Annotated in this window: 17 protein-coding genes; 8 read left to right on the plus strand and 9 right to left on the minus strand. The window is 71.4% G+C overall.

Features of this window, described 5'->3' with window-relative positions:
- Positions 1 to 15 precede the first annotated feature (15 nt).
- The 4 genes from ACFVYA_RS20070 to ACFVYA_RS20085 are packed head-to-tail and all read right to left on the minus strand — an operon-like array spanning position 16 to position 3,531.
- A complete protein-coding gene (locus ACFVYA_RS20070) occupies positions 16 to 1,221 on the minus strand; it encodes an ABC transporter permease (RefSeq protein WP_387046830.1) in 1,206 nt (401 codons plus the stop codon).
- The gene (locus ACFVYA_RS20075) at positions 1,218 to 1,904 is read right to left on the minus strand and encodes an ABC transporter ATP-binding protein (RefSeq protein ID WP_387046831.1); all 687 of its coding nucleotides are present in this window, start codon (positions 1,902 to 1,904) and stop codon (positions 1,218 to 1,220) included. The genes ACFVYA_RS20070 and ACFVYA_RS20075 overlap by 4 nt, the downstream gene beginning before the upstream one ends.
- Entirely contained in the window at positions 1,901 to 2,995 is a 1,095-nt protein-coding gene (locus ACFVYA_RS20080) for a peptidoglycan-binding protein (protein WP_387046833.1), read from the minus strand. The genes ACFVYA_RS20075 and ACFVYA_RS20080 overlap by 4 nt, the downstream gene beginning before the upstream one ends.
- Positions 2,992 to 3,531: a hypothetical protein gene (locus tag ACFVYA_RS20085; protein ID WP_387046835.1), complete on the minus strand. Its 540-nt coding sequence runs from the start codon at positions 3,529 to 3,531 to the stop codon at positions 2,992 to 2,994. The genes ACFVYA_RS20080 and ACFVYA_RS20085 overlap by 4 nt, the downstream gene beginning before the upstream one ends.
- Positions 3,532 to 3,645: 114 nt before the next feature.
- Between ACFVYA_RS20085 and ACFVYA_RS20090 the strand changes: the two genes are divergently transcribed.
- The 3 genes from ACFVYA_RS20090 (at position 3,646) to sepH (ending at position 6,838) form a co-directional block, all read left to right on the plus strand.
- The gene (locus tag ACFVYA_RS20090) at positions 3,646 to 4,308 is read left to right on the plus strand and encodes a response regulator transcription factor (RefSeq protein ID WP_285986714.1); all 663 of its coding nucleotides are present in this window, start codon (positions 3,646 to 3,648) and stop codon (positions 4,306 to 4,308) included.
- Positions 4,305 to 5,456, plus strand: coding sequence for a sensor histidine kinase (locus ACFVYA_RS20095; protein ID WP_387046837.1), 1,152 nt, complete (start codon positions 4,305 to 4,307; stop codon positions 5,454 to 5,456). The genes ACFVYA_RS20090 and ACFVYA_RS20095 overlap by 4 nt, the downstream gene beginning before the upstream one ends.
- Before the next feature lie 536 nt (positions 5,457 to 5,992).
- Positions 5,993 to 6,838, plus strand: a complete 846-nt coding sequence (sepH, locus tag ACFVYA_RS20100; protein ID WP_387046839.1) for a septation protein SepH — start codon at positions 5,993 to 5,995, stop codon at positions 6,836 to 6,838.
- Positions 6,839 to 6,868: 30 nt separating this feature from the next.
- Here sepH and ACFVYA_RS20105 read toward each other — a convergent pair whose 3' ends face one another.
- From ACFVYA_RS20105 to ACFVYA_RS20115, 3 genes are all read right to left on the minus strand, one after another.
- Entirely contained in the window at positions 6,869 to 7,219 is a 351-nt protein-coding gene (locus ACFVYA_RS20105; RefSeq protein WP_387046841.1) for an MmcQ/YjbR family DNA-binding protein, read from the minus strand.
- A gap of 200 nt (positions 7,220 to 7,419) precedes the next feature.
- Positions 7,420 to 8,031: a DUF2537 domain-containing protein gene (locus tag ACFVYA_RS20110; protein ID WP_387046842.1), complete on the minus strand. Its 612-nt coding sequence runs from the start codon at positions 8,029 to 8,031 to the stop codon at positions 7,420 to 7,422.
- A 31-nt stretch (positions 8,032 to 8,062) separates the two neighbouring features.
- Complete coding sequence (locus tag ACFVYA_RS20115) at positions 8,063 to 8,869, minus strand: TrmH family RNA methyltransferase (protein WP_387046844.1); 807 nt, start codon at positions 8,867 to 8,869, stop codon at positions 8,063 to 8,065.
- 209 nt (positions 8,870 to 9,078) lie between these two features.
- Between ACFVYA_RS20115 and ACFVYA_RS20120 the strand changes: the two genes are divergently transcribed.
- The 5 genes from ACFVYA_RS20120 (at position 9,079) to ACFVYA_RS20140 (ending at position 13,659) form a co-directional block, all read left to right on the plus strand.
- The gene (locus ACFVYA_RS20120; RefSeq protein ID WP_387046846.1) at positions 9,079 to 10,578 is read left to right on the plus strand and encodes a glutamate-cysteine ligase family protein; all 1,500 of its coding nucleotides are present in this window, start codon (positions 9,079 to 9,081) and stop codon (positions 10,576 to 10,578) included.
- A gap of 15 nt (positions 10,579 to 10,593) precedes the next feature.
- Positions 10,594 to 11,190 carry a TetR/AcrR family transcriptional regulator gene (locus ACFVYA_RS20125; protein ID WP_285986721.1) on the plus strand — a complete coding sequence of 199 codons (597 nt, stop codon included), beginning with the start codon at positions 10,594 to 10,596 and terminating at the stop codon, positions 11,188 to 11,190.
- 73 nt (positions 11,191 to 11,263) lie between these two features.
- Positions 11,264 to 11,923, plus strand: a complete 660-nt coding sequence (locus tag ACFVYA_RS20130; protein ID WP_387046848.1) for a heme oxygenase (biliverdin-producing) — start codon at positions 11,264 to 11,266, stop codon at positions 11,921 to 11,923.
- 197 nt (positions 11,924 to 12,120) lie between these two features.
- A complete protein-coding gene (locus ACFVYA_RS20135) occupies positions 12,121 to 12,744 on the plus strand; it encodes a superoxide dismutase (protein WP_247017949.1) in 624 nt (207 codons plus the stop codon).
- A gap of 102 nt (positions 12,745 to 12,846) precedes the next feature.
- Positions 12,847 to 13,659 carry an arylamine N-acetyltransferase gene (locus ACFVYA_RS20140; RefSeq protein WP_387046850.1) on the plus strand — a complete coding sequence of 271 codons (813 nt, stop codon included), beginning with the start codon at positions 12,847 to 12,849 and terminating at the stop codon, positions 13,657 to 13,659.
- Positions 13,660 to 13,897: 238 nt separating this feature from the next.
- On the opposite strand, the gene ACFVYA_RS20145 is transcribed toward ACFVYA_RS20140, so the two are convergent.
- Positions 13,898 to 15,154 carry an MFS transporter gene (locus ACFVYA_RS20145; protein WP_387046851.1) on the minus strand — a complete coding sequence of 419 codons (1,257 nt, stop codon included), beginning with the start codon at positions 15,152 to 15,154 and terminating at the stop codon, positions 13,898 to 13,900.
- Positions 15,155 to 15,267: 113 nt separating this feature from the next.
- Entirely contained in the window at positions 15,268 to 15,699 is a 432-nt protein-coding gene (locus ACFVYA_RS20150) for a MarR family winged helix-turn-helix transcriptional regulator (RefSeq protein ID WP_285986725.1), read from the minus strand.
- Positions 15,700 to 15,958: the final 259 nt, after the last annotated feature.

A 15,958-nucleotide genomic window follows, 5' to 3' on the forward strand; every position in this document is an offset into this window, starting at 1 on the left:
GGTGTTCGTGCACGATCAGGCCAGGGCTCGCGTGGGCGCGAGCCGGGCCGCGCGCACCGCCGGGTAGGCCCCCGCCACCGCCCCGACCAGCGCCGCGACACCGACCCCACCCGCCAGTGCCGCCGCCGGCAGCACCGCGGGCCAGCCCTGGCTCAGCGCGTACCCCGCCGTCACGAGCACGCCGACCAGCACCCCGGCGAGGCCACCCAGCCCGGACAGCAGCACCGACTCCGCCAGGAACTGCCCGCGGATCTGCCGCTTCGTCGCCCCAAGCGCGCGGCGCAGGCCGATCTCGCGCCGCCGCTCCAGCACCGAGATCACCATCGTGTTCGCGACCCCGACCCCGCCGACCAGCAGCGCGACACCGCCGAGCCCGAGGAACAACGCGCTGTACGTCGTGTCCGTCAGCTTCTGCGCCGCCAGCGCGTCCGACGGGCGCCGCACCTGGACCTCGTTCGGTGCCTGCGGGTTCAGCGTCGCCGCCAGCACCGTCCGCACACCGTCCACTTGGGACTCTGCCGCTCGGACGTACACAGTGGACGGATGGCCGTCGAAGCCCAGCAGCCGCTTCGCGACGTCCCAGCCGACCAGCGCGGAACGCTCGATCTCCGGCGCGAGCGGCATCGGCGCGAGGATGCCCACCACGGTGAACCACTGCGTCCCGATCAGCACCTGCGGCGGGCGGGCCGGGTCGATGTGGTCGATGCCCAGCCGGGCCGCCGCCTGGGAGCCGAGCACCGTCACCGGGTAGTCCTGGTTCCCCGTCGCCAGGAACGCACCGGCCCGCACCTTGCCGCCGAGCACGCCGAGCAGGTCCGGCCGGGCCGCGTACACCGCCAGCCCGGACGTGTCGTCCGGGGCGATCTTGTCGCTGCGGCGGACGCTCGCCGACGTCGTCCCCGTGCCGGCGGCCGCGCGCACCGGCCCGATCCGCCGGGCCATCGCGACCGCGTCGTCCGGCAGCGTCGCGTTGTCGCCGAACAGCGTCTGGCCCGGCCCGGCGGTGAGGAGGTTGGGACCGAGCGCGGCCAGGCGGTCGTGCAGGGCCCGCGCGCCGGACGCCGGGATTGCCAGCACCGCCACCATCGCGGCGACGCCGATCGCGATGCCCAGCGCGGAAAGCACCGCCCGCACCGGCCGCGTCCGCATGCCGTGGGCGCCGAGCGCGACGACGTCCGGGGGCTTCAGCCGGGCCGGTTCCGGCAGCGCCACCTTGGTCATCGCGCACCCACCAGGCCGGTGTCCAGGCGCAGGCGCCCGTCGAGCAGCTCGATCCGGCGGGGCATGCCCGCCGCGATCTCGCGGTCGTGGGTGATCACGACGATCGTGGTGCCGTCGGCGGACAGCTCGCCGAGCAGCGAGAGCACCGAAGCGCCGGTGCCGGTGTCGAGGTTGCCGGTGGGCTCGTCGGCCAGCAGGATCGCCGGGTCGTTGACCACCGCCCTGGCGATCGCGACGCGCTGGCGTTCGCCGCCGGAGAGCTCGCCGGGGCGGTGCCACGCCCGGTGCCCCAGCTTGACCCGGTCGAGCGCCACCAGCGCCCGCGCGCGCCGCTGTCGCCGCGGCACCCCGGCGTAGAGCAGGCCGGTGCACACGTTGTCCACCGCACTCATCCCTTCGTCGAGGAAGAACTGCTGGAACACGAACCCGATCCAGCGCGACCGCAGCGCCGAGACCTTGCGGTCGGGCAGCGCGGCGACGTCGTGGCCGCGCAGCTCCACCCGCCCCGACGACGGCCGGTCGAGCGTGCCCATCAGGTGCAGCAGGGTGGACTTGCCGGACCCGGACGGCCCGACGATCGCCACCATCTCGCCGTCTTCCAGCGAGAGCGAGACGCCGTCGAGCGCGGCGACCTCGCCGGGGTAGGTGCGCGTGACCTCGTGCACGCGCAGCACGGGCGTCACGACGTCGTCACCACCCGCATGCCCGCGGCCAGGCCGGTGCCGGTGACTTCGACCTTCCCGCCGCTGAACAGCCCGGTCTGGACGGCGATCAGCCGGCGCTGCCCGTTCTCGTCGACCTCGACCGCATACCCGCCTTCGGCGAGGGCGAGCAGCGCGCCGACCGGGACCGCGAGCACGCCCTGGCGGACGTCCTTGGTGAACCGGACGGTGGCCGGGGCCGAGTCCAGGCTGCCGGCCGCGGCCGGGTCGTCGAGCCGGACGGTCACGGTGATCTTCGGCTTGCCGTCGTCCTGGCCCGCCTGGTCCTTGCCCTCTACCGCGGTCCGCCCGACGTCGGTGATCGTGCCCTGCGTCGTCTTCCCGTTGATCGTCACCGACGCCTTCGCGCCCTGCTGGGCGAGGCCCTGCTTCGCCGCGTCGAGCTTGACCTGCACCGACCGGACGGTGCCGGTCGTCTTGAGCACCTCGCCCTGGGCCGGCGCGCCGAGCTTGGCCTGGACGGCCGACACCCGCAGTTCACCCGCGGCCAGCACGACGTCACCCTGGCCGAACCCGCCGGTCTGCTCCAGGCCGAGGGACTTCTGCCACTTCTTCAGCGCGGCCGCCGTCGCCGCGGTGAACTTCTTGTCCGGCGTGCCGAACCCGCCGAAGCCGCACGCCTTGAGGTTCTCCTCCAGCTGCTTGACGTCGGCGCCGTCGTCGACGCCCGTGGCGAGGTCGCGGTAGAACGGCAGCGTGCCGTAGAACAGCGGCACCGGCTTCGCGTCCACTCCGTACACCGCCGTGCAGCGGGTCAGGGTGGCGCCGGCGGCCGGCAGCGACGTGATGGTGCCGGGCTTGCGGCCCGCGACGACCGACTCTTCGCCGTAGCCGAGGGTGCCGTCGGCCTCCTCTTCTTCGCGCAGGTCGGTCTTGGCCACCTCCGCGGTCTCGACCGCGGGCGGTGCCGCCTCCTTGACGGGCGTCGCACTCGACACCCGCGTCAGGAGCACGACGGAGCCGGTGCCCAGCACGACGACCAGGACGGCGACCGCGACGAACCAGCGCGTCCGGCCACGGCGGCGCGGCTTGAGGTGGGTCACGTCGGTCACTTGCCCGCCTCGGAGTGGACGGCCATGCCCATGCCGCACGCCTTGGCGGCCTCTTCGAACTTCTTCGGGTCGTCACCCGGTCCGCCGATCCGCATGCCGCCCTTGCCGCTCGGATCGGGATCCGGCATGTCGACGCCGTGCTCGCGCATGCACTTGGCTTCCTTGCGCATCTTGTCGAGGTCCTCGGCGCTCGGCGGCTTCATCTCGCCGCCGTTGGGCATGAAGTGCTTGCACGCGTTCTGGGCGGCGTCGAGCTTCGAGGTGTCGCCGTCCTTGCTCCCCAAGGTGATCGCCATGCCGCCGCCGTCGCCGGCCGGCTTGGGGTCGGGCATGTCGACGCCGTGCTCGCGCATGCACTTGGCGAAGTCCCGCATCTTGTCCTCGTCGCTCTTGCCGCTGTTGTCGGCGGCGGCGGGGCCGCCCGACTTCGGCGGCGTCGAGATCGAAGCGACCTTCGACCCGTCATCGGGCTTCGCGCCGCAGCCGCCGAGCAGCAGGGCCGTCCCGAGCGCCGCGACGGCTATCCGTGTCCACATGGGCTCGAACTCCTTTCGTCCGGATGGGGGTCAGGTCTACGGATCGGGGCATTCGGGCGCGCTAAGCGACGCCGCTTATGCGGTCCTTATGGCCTGCCTGCGCAGACTGGGCCGGTGCGGGTGCTGGTGGTGGAGGACGAGCGGTTGCTGGCCGACTCGGTCGCGGAGGGGTTGCGGCGCTTTTCGATGGCCGTCGACGTCTGTTACGACGGCGAGCAGGCCATGGAACGCGTCGGCGTGCACGGCTACGACGTCGTGGTGCTCGACCGCGACCTGCCGAAGGTGCACGGCGACGACGTCTGCGCCGCCGTGGTCCGGGCGGGCGGCGAGGCCCGCGTGCTGATGCTGACCGCGGCCGCCGACGTCACCGACCGGGTCGCCGGACTGGGCCTCGGCGCCGACGACTACCTGACGAAGCCGTTCGCGTTCGCCGAACTGGTCGCCCGGGTCCAGGCGCTGTCGCGGCGCGCACGGCCGGCGTTGCCGCCGGTGCTGGAACGCGACGGCGTCGTGCTCGACCTGCCGCGGCACCAGGCCGCCCGCGACGGGCGGTTCCTGTTGCTCTCGCCGAAGGAGTTCGCCGTGCTGGAGGTGCTCATGCGGGCGGAGGGTGCCGTGGTCAGCGCCGAGGACCTGCTGGAAAAGGCGTGGGACGAGCACGCGGACCCGTTCACCAACGCGGTGCGCGTCGCGGTGATGACGTTGCGGCGCAAGCTGGGCGACCCACCGGTGATCGAGACCGTGCCGGGCGCCGGCTACCGGTTCGGCACGCCGTGAACGGCTTTTCCGTCCGGACGAAGCTCACGGCCTGGTACGGCGGGCTGTTCCTGCTCGCCGGGCTGATCCTCGTCGTCATCAACTACCTGCTGGTGCAGAGCACGCTGCCGGACCCCACCCGCGCCGCGTTGACGACGATCGGGTCGGCCGACGCGGTCTACGGCGTCCAGGGCACCACGGTCATCGGCTCTCCGGGAACGGCGGTACAGCTGCTCAGCGGCACGCTCGACGAATACCGCTCCTCGACGCTGTCGACGTTGCTGGTCGGCTCGGCGATCGCGCTGGTGGCGACGGCGGCGCTGGCGGTGCTGTTCGGCTGGCTGATGGCGGGCCGCGCGCTGCGGCCCCTGCACGACATCACCTCGGCCGCGCGCCGGCTGGAGGTGGGCAAGCTCGACCGGCGGATCAACCTCGAAGGACCACCGGACGAGCTGAAGGAGCTGGCGGACACGTTCGACGGCATGCTCGACCGGCTCGCGGAGTCGTTCGACAGCCAGAAGCGGTTCGTCGCGAACGCGTCCCACGAGCTCAGGACGCCGCTGGCGGTGCAGCGGACGCTGATCGAGGTGGCGATGGCCGACCCCGACGTCCCCGTGGAGCTCAAGAAGCTCGGCACGCACCTGCTCCACACGAACGAGCGCAGCGAGCGGATGATCGAGGGCCTGCTCGTCCTGGCCCGCAGCGACCGCGGGCTGCACGCGCGGACACCGGTGCGCCTCGACGAGATCGCGGCATCGGTCGTCCGGGCCACGGCGGCCCAGGCCGAGGCGGCCGGGGTGACGGTCGAGACGCGGCTGCGGCCGCGGACGGTGGCGGGCGACCCGGTCCTGCTCGAGCGGTTGGTGACGAACCTGGTCGTCAACGCGATCACGTACAACGCTTCGGGCGGCTGGGCGTACGTCGAGGTGCGCGGGGACCCGGCCCTGGAGGTCCGGAACTCGGGGTCGTCGGTGCCGCCCGAGGCGGTACCGACGCTGTTCGAGCCGTTCCGCCGGCTGGCCGGCGCGGAGCGAACCGGCGACACGCGCAACGCAGGGCTCGGGCTGTCGATCGTCCGCTCGGTGGCCCAGGCCCACGGCGGCTACGCGGAGGCCCAGCCCGGCCGGCGCGGCGGGCTCACCGTGATCGTCCGGCTGCCGCCTTCTTGAGCGGGGCCGGCCGGGTGGCCCGCCGGAGCCCATGGGCTCGAACGCGGTTCGTCCCGGCGGAGTGACCGCGGCCGAGCCCCGCCCGGCCCGCTCGGCGCACGCCGCCCAGCGCAGCCCGCCCGGCCCGTTTGGCGCACGCCGCCCAACGCAGCCTGCCCGGCCCAGTCCGCTTGGCCCAGCCCGCTTGGCCCAGCCCGCCGCAGTCCGACCCGGCCGACCCGACCCGCCCGGCGCAGCCGCCGCAGTCCGACCCAGCCGACCCGACCCGCCCGGCGCAGCCGCCCCCACTCCTCCAGCGGCTCCAACCCGCCCCCACCCGCGCCCACCCCTGGCAGCCTTCTTGATCCACTCGATCGTGACTTTGCGTGCCCGGCGTGTCACCCCTTTGCCGCTGACCAGCGTGGGTGAGGATGCGGAAGACGCAAAATGAACAGTGGGCAGTTCGGTGCGGACTCGGCGCGCCTCGCACGTCAAGCCGACGCGCCGTTCTAACGTGGGCACCCACAACGGTGAAGAAGATCGGGGAGGCGAGAACAATGCGGGCGCTGCGAGTGGTCGGACTGCACGAGGACGGGAAGTCCATCGTGCTCGAAGACCCGGCGAGCCGTACTCGTTTCCTGCTCCCGGCTGATGAGCGACTGCGCGCGGCGGCGCGGGGTGACATCACCCGCCTCGGCCAGATCGAAATCGAGTTGGAGAGCCAGATGCGGCCACGCGAGATCCAGCAGCGCATCCGCGCCGGCGAGTCCGTCGAGCAGGTCGCCGCGAGCGCCGGTGTCTCGGCGCAGCGCGTCGAGCGCTACGCCTACCCCGTCCTGCTCGAGCGGTCCCGGACCGCCGAGCTCGCGCAGAGCGCCCACCCGGTCCGCGAGGACGGCCCCGACGTGCAGACGCTCGGCGAGGTCGTCGCGTACAGCTTCGGCGTCCGCGGCCACGACTACTCGCAGGCCACCTGGGACTCCTGGAAGGGCGACGACGGCCGCTGGGTCGTGGTGCTCCGCTGGAAGGCCGGGCGGTCGGACAACCGGGCGCACTGGGCGTTCTCGCCGGGCGCGCACGGCGGCACGGTGACGGCGCTGGACGAGAACGCCGAGGTCCTCCTGGACCCGAACGCCTACCGCGCCCCGCGCACGGTCCGCGCCCTGGCGCCGGCCCGTGAGACGGAGTTCCAGCCGACGCTGGATTCCGTGGTACCGGAGCGCGCCGAGCTGCCGTCGGCCGAGCCGGACCCGGACGACGACACCCGCGAAATCCCGCGCGTCCCGGCGGACCCGGACGAGGACGCGGCGGTACCGGAGCCACGGCCGAAGACCAAGAAGAACCACCCGATCGTCCCGTCCTGGGAGGACGTGCTGCTCGGAGTCCGCTCCCAGCGCGGCTGAGTCGTAGCGCCCCAAGGCCACCTTGGGGCGCTAGTCCAGCCGCGCCGCGAGCGTCTTCGGCGCCACGAGCCGGTAGGCCTCCCGCACGATCCGGTCGATCTCCGCCCAGTCGACGTCGACGTCCAGCCGCACGCCCAGCCATCCCCGGTGGCCGACGTACGGCGGCCGGAAGAACCGGTCCGGCTCGGTGCGCACCAGTTCCTCCTGCACCCCCGGCGGCGCGGGACACCAGAAGGCGAGCACGTCGTCGTGGTGGTGGTCGGCGAACATCACGAAGGTCTTCTTGCCACGCACGAACCACGTCGGCTCGCCGTGGCTGAGCCGCTCGGTCGTCTCCGGCAGGGCGAGGCACAACTTCCGCAAAGCGTCCAGCTGCTCCATCCCGCAAGGCTACGATGTCACCCTGAGGGAGCGAGTCGGCCAGCGACCGCGGAATTCGCCGACAGCACCGATCGGATCCTGTTGCTGGGGCGCGGATCGCCGATGCCCGTGCCGAAGATGCGGATGTCGTTCAGCGGCTTCCTCGTCCCCGCGGGGTGGGCCGCGCTGTTCGACGGCAGCGCCGGCGTGACGTTCTTGCGCTAGAAGGCGATCACCAGCACGCCGATCCACGCGATCACGACCCCGCCCGCCGCGCCGTAGGCGGCCCAGCGCAGGATCGGGGTGCGGCGGATCAGCCACAGCGACGGCGTGATCCCGGCCGTCACGATCACCGAGGCCGCCAGCGCGAGCCAGCCGCTGGTCTCGCGGGCCAGCGTCGTGGCCAGCGCCAGCATGGCGACGATGACCACGGCCGCGATGAACGCCGAGACGGTCAGCCCGGTCAGCCAGGGCGTCGGCTCGCCGGGCGGGCCGGGCGGCCCGAGCACCGCCCGGACGAACCGGTGGCCGGGTTCGGTGGACGGCGGGGGCGGCTCGACGACCGTGTCGGCCCCGGTCACCGGATCCACGAACCGCACGGCCGTGCCCATCACCGCGGCCAGGCGACCGGCCAGCTGACGGCCGCGCTGCGAGACCACCGCGCCCGCCTCCGCCCCCGGATCGGCGGTGACCGCGGACGCCACGCGCGCCCACTCGTGCAGGGCCTGCGCCAGTTCGGCACCGATCGCGAGCTTGTGCGGGTCCACCTCGCGCGCGTGCTCCCCGCCCGGGCCGGCCAGCACGGCGCGCTCGCCGCGGATCCGCAGCTCCATGGTGCCCCTTTCCGCCTCGGAGACCAAAACCTTAGCCGCCCCGGGCCAGTTCGTAGAAGGCAACGGCGGCGGCCGTGGCGATGTTCAGTGAATCGACTCCCGCCGGCATGGGTATCCGGACGGCATGATCAGCCGCCGCGAGCGCCGTCTCGGTCAGCCCGGGACCTTCGGCGCCGAAGAGCAACGCCACTCGCCCGGGCGCGTGCTCACGCAGTTCGCGCAGCGGGATCGAACCCGGCCGCGGGGTGAACGCCGCGACGGCGAACCCGCGCGCCCGGAGGTCGTCGAGTCCGCCCGGCCAGTCCGTCAGGTGCCCGAACGGCACGCGCAGGACGTGTCCCATCGACACGCGCACGCTGCGCCGGTACAGCGGGTCGGAGCAGCCGGGGCCGAGCAGCACGCCGCCGACGCCGAGCGCGGCCGCGTTGCGGAAGAGCGCGCCGAGGTTCTCGTGGTCCCCCACGCCTTCCAGCACGGCGATCGGGCCGGTGCCGCCGACGACTTCGGGCACCGTCAGCGGCGCGGGCCGGTCGGCGACCGCGAGGATCCCGCGGTTGAGGTGGAACCCGACCACCTCGGCCATGGTTTCCGCGGAGGCGACGTACTGGGGCACGTCGAACCCGGCCAGGTCCCCGGCCAGTTCGGCGAACCGCCGCTGCACGCCCAGCAGCGCCCGGACCGGGTAGCGGGAGGCCAGCAGCCGGGCCACCACGACGGTGCCCTCGGCGATGACGAGCCCCCGCCCGCCGGGCCGGTCGGGCCGGCGGTCTGCAGTGGACAGGTGGCGGAAATCGTCGACGCGGGGATCGTCGGAGTGGTCGATGTGGATCACGCCCATCCGCCCAGTCTGTCACCCGCTTGCCGGGCGGCTCATTGGTCCGAACGTCCACCGCGCTGTGGTGCGAACGGGGCCATTTTGCTTTCGGTTAACTGACCGTGACGGAGTGCACCAGTTTGGCCGCTAGCCCGGCTGCATCGCCTGTGTAACGGTTGCCGCCGGGGCCTGAAACACGTCCTAGTCCACGCCGACACGAAGCAGGGATGGTCATGGGGATGGACCTCGAGGCTCAGTCGTTCAACACGCTGGACCGAGGAAGGTACCGCCGCAAGGTCCAGCGTTGTCTGGACACGCTGGCCCGCATGCTCACCGATGGCAGTTTTTCGTTCCCCCGCAAGAACATCGGCCTCGAAGTCGAGCTGAACCTGGTCGACCGCGAACTGCGCCCGTCGATGACGAACACCGCGGTGCTGGAGGCGCTCGACGACCCGTCGTTCACCACCGAGCTGGGCCAGCACAACATCGAGCTGAACGTCCCGCCGCGGCCGCTGGCGGGCGATTCCGCGCTCCAGCTCGAAGACGATCTCCGCGCGTACCTCGACACCGCGGCGACGAAGGCGCGTGACACCGGCTCGTCGCTGGCGATGATCGGCATCCTGCCGACGTTGAAGCACGAGCACTTCGACCAGAAGTGGCTCACCAACAAGACCCGGTACTCCACGCTGAACGACCAGATCTTCGCCGCGCGCGGCGAACGCACGGTGCTCGCCATGGAAGGCGCGCCGCTGCCGGGCCAGCAGCCCGAACGCCTGCGCAGCTACGCGGAGTCGATCCTGCCGGAGGCCGCGTGCACCAGCGTGCAGCTGCACCTGCAGGTCGCGCCGGAGGAGTTCGCCGCGCACTGGAACGCCGCGCAGTGCCTGGCCGGGCTGCAGATCGCGCTCGCGTCGAATTCGCCGTTCCTGCTCGGCAAGGCGCTGTGGCACGAGACGCGGATCCCGCTGTTCCTCCAGGCGACCGACACCCGGCCGGAGGAGCTGAAGAACCAGGGCGTGCGGCCGCGGGTGTGGTTCGGCGAACGCTGGATCACGTCGATCTTCGACCTGTTCGAGGAGAACGTCCGCTACTTCCCCGGCCTGCTCCCGGAAACCGACGCCGAAGACCCGATCGAGGCGCTCGACGCGGGCCAGGCGCCGAAGCTCACCGAGCTGCGCATGCACAACGGCACCATCTGGCGCTGGAACCGCCCGGTGTACGACGTCGTCGACGGCCTGCCGCACCTGCGCGTGGAGAACCGGGTGCTGCCGGCCGGCCCGACGGTGGTCGACACGGTGGCGAACGCGGCCTTCTTCTACGGCGCCCAGCGCGCGCTGGCCGAGGCGGAACGCCCGGTGTGGAGCCAGATGTCCTTCCAGGCCGCCGAGGAAAACCTTTACGCGGGCGCGCGGCGGGGCTTCGACGGGCAGCTCTACTGGCCGGGCATCGGCTGGATCCCGCCGGACGAGCTGGCGCTGCGCGTGCTGCTGCCGCTCGCCCACGAGGGCCTGCGCCGCTCCGACGTCTCCGACGAGGCCCGCGAGCGCTACCTCGGGATCATCGAGCGCCGGTGCCTGGCCCGGCGGACGGGCGCGACCTGGCAGCGCGACTACGTCTTGCGCGCCCAGGAACGCGGACTGGACCGCGAGGCGGCGCTCAGCCTCATGCTGGGGCGCTACCTCGAGCTGTCCGAGGCGGGCGAACCGGTGCACACGTGGCCGGTGGCCGATTGACGCTAGCCTGAGCGGATGCCGAAGATTCTCGGTGAGTCGCTGGAGGCGCACCGGCGCGAGGTCCGGTCCCGGGTCTTCGACGTCCTGCGCGCGCAGCTCTACGAGCGCGGCTTCGACGCGATCACCCTCGCCGGCGTCGCGTCGGCCGCCGGGGTGGGCCGCACCGCGCTGTACAACCACTTCCCCGACAAGGAGAGCCTGCTCGTCGCGTTCGTCGAGGACGAAGCGGCCCAGTACGTCACGCGGCTGACCGAAGCCGTCGAGGCCCAGGCCGATCCGGTGGACCAGCTGGCCACGTTCGTCCGGCTGCAGCTGCGCGTGCTGGCCGAGTACCACATGCCGCCGGGCACGGCGCTGGCGTCGGCACTGGCCCCGGCGGCGTACCGCCGCATCAGCGCGCACGCCGACCCGATCACCGACCGCCTGCGCGCGATCCTCACCGGCGGCGTCGACCTGGGTCGCTGGCCGGCCGAGGACCCGGACGTCCTGATCCCGATGATCACCGCGGCGCTGGGCAACCGCACCCTGGTCGACGGGCCGGCCGGGCAGCTCGAAGACGTGGTCGAGGCGGCGGTCCGGTTCGTCCTGCGCGCGGTCGGCGCGACGGTTTAGCGTGGCCTAAGTCCGATTCATGCCCTACGATCTTTCTGACAGCGTGTCAGATCGATCGCCGGGAGGCCTGCCCATGTCGGTGACCACGGACGCCCGCCCCTTCTCGGCGACCTTGCGCGCGTCGACCCTCGAAGTCCACGACCGGGCGAACTACTCGGCGTACATGCGCGCCCTGCTCGGCGGGGAGCTGACCCGGGACGGCTACACCCAGCTGGCGATCCAGTACTACTTCGTCTACGGCGCCATCGAGGCGGCGAGCGACGCGATGGCCGGCGACGGTGTCGGCGGCGAGTTCGTCTTCGACGAGCTGCGGCGCCTCCCGCTCCTCGAACGCGACCTCGCCCACCTCGTCGGCCCGGACTGGCGAGAGACGATCTCGCCGCTCGCCTCCACCCGCGAGTACGTCGCCCGGATCCACGAAGCGTCGACGTGGGCCGGCGGGTACGTCGCCCACCACTACACGCGCTACCTCGGCGACATCGCCGGCGGCCAGGTCATCCGGCGGACGCTCGAGAAGAACTACGACGTCGCCGAGGCGGGTGCGCTCTTCTACCACTTCGACGGCATCGGCAGCGCCCCTCGCTTCCGGGATCGGTACCGGGCGAAGCTGGACAACGCGCCCTGGAACGAAGACGAGCGCGCCCGGGTGATCGACGAGACGCTGGTGGCGTTCGAGTGCAACATCGCCGTCTTCGACGAGCTGGCGCTGCGCCTCGACGAGTTCCGCGCCTGAATGATCGATCTCACAGCTCGTTGACCTCCAGTTAAGTCCAAGTTGCAGGCTCGGTTTCAGGTGGTGCGCCTCCGGGGTACGCCACTTACGGACCCGCCGTCCCACGCAGTGACGGCCGTCGCCCCCGCTCGCCGCAAGGGGGCGTGTGCTACTAGGTTCGATACCGGAAACTTGTGTCGAAGACAGAAGGAGGGCCAATGGCCCGCTACGAGCTCCCCGATCTCGACTACGACTACAGCGCCTTGGCGCCCCACATCTCCGGCGAGATCAACGAGCTGCACCACAGCAAGCACCACGCGACCTACGTCAAGGGCGCGAACGACACGCTCGACAAGATCGCCGAGGCCCGTGACGCCGGCAACTTCGGCGACATCGTCGGTCTGCAGACCACGCTGGCCTTCCACCTCGCCGGCCACGCGAACCACGTCGTCTGGTGGAAGATCCTCTCGCCCGAAGGCGGCGACAAGCCGACCGGCGAGCTGGCCGCCGCGATCGACGAGGCCTTCGGGTCCTTCGACAAGTTCAAGGCGCAGTTCACCGCCGTCGCGACGACGATCCAGGGCAACGGCTGGGCCGCGCTCTCCTGGGACCCGATCGGCAAGACGCTGATCACCCAGCAGCTGCGCGACCACCACAACAACCTGGTCCTGCCGACCGTGCCGATCCTGCTGGTCGACGTCTGGGAGCACGCGTTCTACCTGGACTACAAGAACGTGAAGCCGAAGTACGTCGAGGCCCTGTGGAACATCTACAACTGGGCCGAGATCAGCAAGCGCTTCGACAACGCCGTCGCCGGCGGCAACGGCCTGCTGCTCGGCTGAGTTTTCTCGTCGACGGGGCTCTCCCTTCCGGGGAGGGCCCCGTTTTCGTCGTCGGCTGAATTCGGTTGACCTCGAGTGCGGTCGAGGTGTTTGAGTGGGCGCATGGACATCGACGCGTACCTGGATCGCCTCGGCGCCGGCCGCCCGGCGGCACCCGACCTCGCGACGCTGCGTCACCTGCAGGAACGCCACCTGGCCACGGTGCCGTTCGAGAACCTGAGCACTCACCTCGGGGAGCCGGTCGTCCTGGACGAGGACGCGCTGTTCGGCAAGATCGTGCGCCGCCGGCGGGGCGGATTCTGCTACGAGCTGAACGGGTTGTTCGCCGCGTTGCTGCGCGAGCTGGGCTACGACGCCGCGCTGCACGCGGCCCAGGTCTTCCGCCCCGACGGCACGCTGGGCCCGCCACTGGACCACGCGGCGATCGTCGTTTCGCTGGACTCCGAGGACTGGCTGGTGGACGTCGGCTTCGGCCGGTTCGCCCGGCACCCGTTGCGCCTGTCCGCCGTGGACGGCCAGCCGGACCCCGACGGCGAGTTCCTGGTGCTGGACGCACCGCACGGCGACTTCGACGTCCTGCTGGACGGCGAGCCGCAGTACCGCCTGGAGCGCCGCCCGCGCCCGCTGGCCGACTTCATCCCGATGGCGTGGTGGCAGACGACGTCACCGGAGTCCCACTTCACCCGCTCGCTGACGTGCTCGCGCTCGACGTCGCAGGGCCGGGTGACGTTGGCGGGCGACAAGCTGATCGAGACGGTCGACGGCGTCCGGAACGAGGTCCCGCTGCCGACTCCCGAAGCCGTCCACGCGGCGTACCGCGTGTACTTCGGGATGACTCTGACGCGTCTGCCGGTCCTACCGGGCGGGAGTCCCTTGACCCACGACGCGCACCAGCCGGACACTGCGCTGACGTGAACGAAGCCCCGGCCTGGGGTTTTCCCAGGGCCGGGGCTCCGTCCGTTCCCGAACTGACTGCCGCTCCCACCACGAAGCGGACATGCATGAGGTTAGCCTAACCTCATCTCTTCGAGCAAGAGCTCGGCCGCGGAGACTCGGATCTCACTCTTCCGGGTGACATCGGGACGGTGCACCCCCCGTTTTTGTCGGTGGTCGCCGATACGGTCACGCCGTGAATCCGACCCGATACGCCCCGTCAGACCTTCGTCCGCTTGAGCACCCGCAGCCCCAGGCCGCGCTTCACCGGCCAGGAGATCCCGCCCCGCCGGATCAGCACCACCGCGCACACGACCGCGGCCACGGCCGAAACCGCCCCGCCGATGTAGAACGGAGACCGCCCGCCGAACTCCTGGGCCATCCACCCGACCATCGGGCCACCGATCGGATTGCCGCCGATCAGCACCAGCACGTACAAGCCCATCACGCGCCCCCGCATCTCCGGGCTGACCGACGTCTGCACCAGCGCGTTCGCCGTGTTGAGGAAGGTCATCGTGGCGAAACCGAGCGGGATCAGGCCGAGGCCGAACGTCAGGTACGTCGGCATGAACGCGGTGAGCAGTTCGAACAGGCCCAGGAAGAACGCGGACACCAGCATCAGCCGCACCCGCGGCCGCCCCTTGGTGCCACGGCGGGCGGACATCAGCGCGCCGGTGAAGGTGCCGACCGCGACCAGTGTCGACAGGAGACCGTAGCCGTCGGCCGCGGTGTGGAACACGTTCGCCGCGACGATCGGCAGCGAGCTGAAGTACGTGATGCCGAACGTGCTGACGAACAGCACCAGCACCATCACCGTCATCAGGTCCGACCGGCGGCGGACGTACCGCAGGCCCTCGGCCAGCTGTCCCTTCTCGCGCGGGACAGCCGCGACGCGGAACAGCTTGTCCGGGTTCATCAGGATCAGCCCGGTGATCACCGCGACCGTGCTGAGCGCGTTCGCGATGAACAGCCAGCCGGTGCCGATCCAGGTGATCGCGAACCCGGCGATCGCCGGGCCGACGATCCGCGCCATGTTGAAGATCGACGAGTTCAGCGCGACGGCGTTCGTGACCTGGTCGCGGCCCACCATCTCGGCGACGAACGACTGCCGCGTCGGCACTTCCAGCGCCGCCGTCACGCCGAGCGTGAAGCACAGGACGTAGACGTGCCACAGCGCGGCGATCCCGCTCAGGTCGAGCACACCGAGGATGACGGCCTGCGAACACGCCGCGACCTGGATCCAGGTGAGCAGCCGCCGCTTGTCGACGCGGTCGGCGAGGACGCCGGCCCAGAGCGAGAGGAACAGCGTCGGCGTGAACTGCAGCGCGACCGCGACACCGAGGGCGATCGGGTTGTTGCCGCTGAGGGTGAACACCAGCCAGTCCTGGGCGATGCGCTGCATCCAGGTGCCGATGTTCGAGATGACCTGGCCGGTGAAGAACAGCCGGTAGTTGCGCACGCGCAGCGAGGCGAACATGCTGCCGCGCGTGGAGGGGGACGGTGGTGACGCGGATGGCGGTGAGGCCGATTCCCGGGTAGCAGTGGTCTGGATCGAACGCTTGGTTTCGCTACCCGTGACCGTCACCGTGGTTAGTTCCCCGCCATCCTGTCTATTATTTCGGCGGCTTTGGAGAGCACTTCACGCTCTTCGTCGCCGAGTTCCGCCAATTGCCGGTCCAGCCACGCCTCCCGCACGGAAATGGCCCTCCGCACGTAGGCCAGCCCGCTCTCGGACAGCTCGACGATGGCTTGCCTGCCATCGGTCGGGTGCGGGCGCCGCTCGACGAACCCCAGCTCCTCGAGCGCGGCGATCACCCTCGTCATCGAAGGTGGCTGAACGCCTTCCTTCGCGGCGAGCTGACCCGGGGTCAGCGCACCGCACTTGTGCAGGGTGGACAGCGCGGCGACCTGCGTCAGCGTGAGGTCGTCCCCGACGCGCTGTGCCCGCAGCCGACGGTTGAGCCGGACCACCGCGAGACGCAGACGGCTCGCCAAAGAGCGTTCGTGCGTGTCGCCGGACATATAGTTAGCATACCTTACGAAACTTCGGCCGCACGGGTGATCTCCGTCAATCCGCAACCTGGAACAGCCCCGTGCGTCTTCACCAGGAGCAGAACCTGGGGAGTCGGATGAACAAGAAGCTGGTGGGCTCGGCCGTGGTCGGCGTGGTCGCGCTCGGGATCGTGGTGGTCCAGTTCGCGGGCGGCGGTGACGCCGCGCCGGCGGCCGCACCGCCACCGTCGACCGTGGCGACGGCGACCACCGCGCTGCCCCTCAAGGG

Source organism: Amycolatopsis sp. NPDC058278 (assembly GCF_042881395.1).
In the GTDB taxonomy this organism is placed as follows: domain Bacteria; phylum Actinomycetota; class Actinomycetes; order Mycobacteriales; family Pseudonocardiaceae; genus Amycolatopsis.

What these genes read in the sequence shown, in the direction of transcription:
- ACFVYA_RS20070 (WP_387046830.1), bottom strand. Translation starts at nt 1,221, where the DNA reads ATGACCAAGGTGGCGCTGCCGGAACCGGCCCGGCTGAAGCCCCCGGAC.
- ACFVYA_RS20085 (WP_387046835.1), bottom strand. Translation starts at nt 3,531, where the DNA reads ATGTGGACACGGATAGCCGTCGCGGCGCTCGGGACGGCCCTGCTGCTC.
- sepH (WP_387046839.1), top strand. Translation starts at nt 5,993, where the DNA reads ATGCGGGCGCTGCGAGTGGTCGGACTGCACGAGGACGGGAAGTCCATC.
- ACFVYA_RS20105 (WP_387046841.1), bottom strand. Translation starts at nt 7,219, where the DNA reads ATGGAGCAGCTGGACGCTTTGCGGAAGTTGTGCCTCGCCCTGCCGGAG.
- ACFVYA_RS20110 (WP_387046842.1), bottom strand. Translation starts at nt 8,031, where the DNA reads ATGGAGCTGCGGATCCGCGGCGAGCGCGCCGTGCTGGCCGGCCCGGGC.
- ACFVYA_RS20115 (WP_387046844.1), bottom strand. Translation starts at nt 8,869, where the DNA reads ATGGGCGTGATCCACATCGACCACTCCGACGATCCCCGCGTCGACGAT.
- ACFVYA_RS20120 (WP_387046846.1), top strand. Translation starts at nt 9,079, where the DNA reads ATGGGGATGGACCTCGAGGCTCAGTCGTTCAACACGCTGGACCGAGGA.
- ACFVYA_RS20125 (WP_285986721.1), top strand. Translation starts at nt 10,594, where the DNA reads ATGCCGAAGATTCTCGGTGAGTCGCTGGAGGCGCACCGGCGCGAGGTC.
- ACFVYA_RS20130 (WP_387046848.1), top strand. Translation starts at nt 11,264, where the DNA reads ATGTCGGTGACCACGGACGCCCGCCCCTTCTCGGCGACCTTGCGCGCG.
- ACFVYA_RS20135 (WP_247017949.1), top strand. Translation starts at nt 12,121, where the DNA reads ATGGCCCGCTACGAGCTCCCCGATCTCGACTACGACTACAGCGCCTTG.
- ACFVYA_RS20140 (WP_387046850.1), top strand. Translation starts at nt 12,847, where the DNA reads ATGGACATCGACGCGTACCTGGATCGCCTCGGCGCCGGCCGCCCGGCG.
- ACFVYA_RS20145 (WP_387046851.1), bottom strand. Translation starts at nt 15,154, where the DNA reads ATGTTCGCCTCGCTGCGCGTGCGCAACTACCGGCTGTTCTTCACCGGC.
- ACFVYA_RS20150 (WP_285986725.1), bottom strand. Translation starts at nt 15,699, where the DNA reads ATGTCCGGCGACACGCACGAACGCTCTTTGGCGAGCCGTCTGCGTCTC.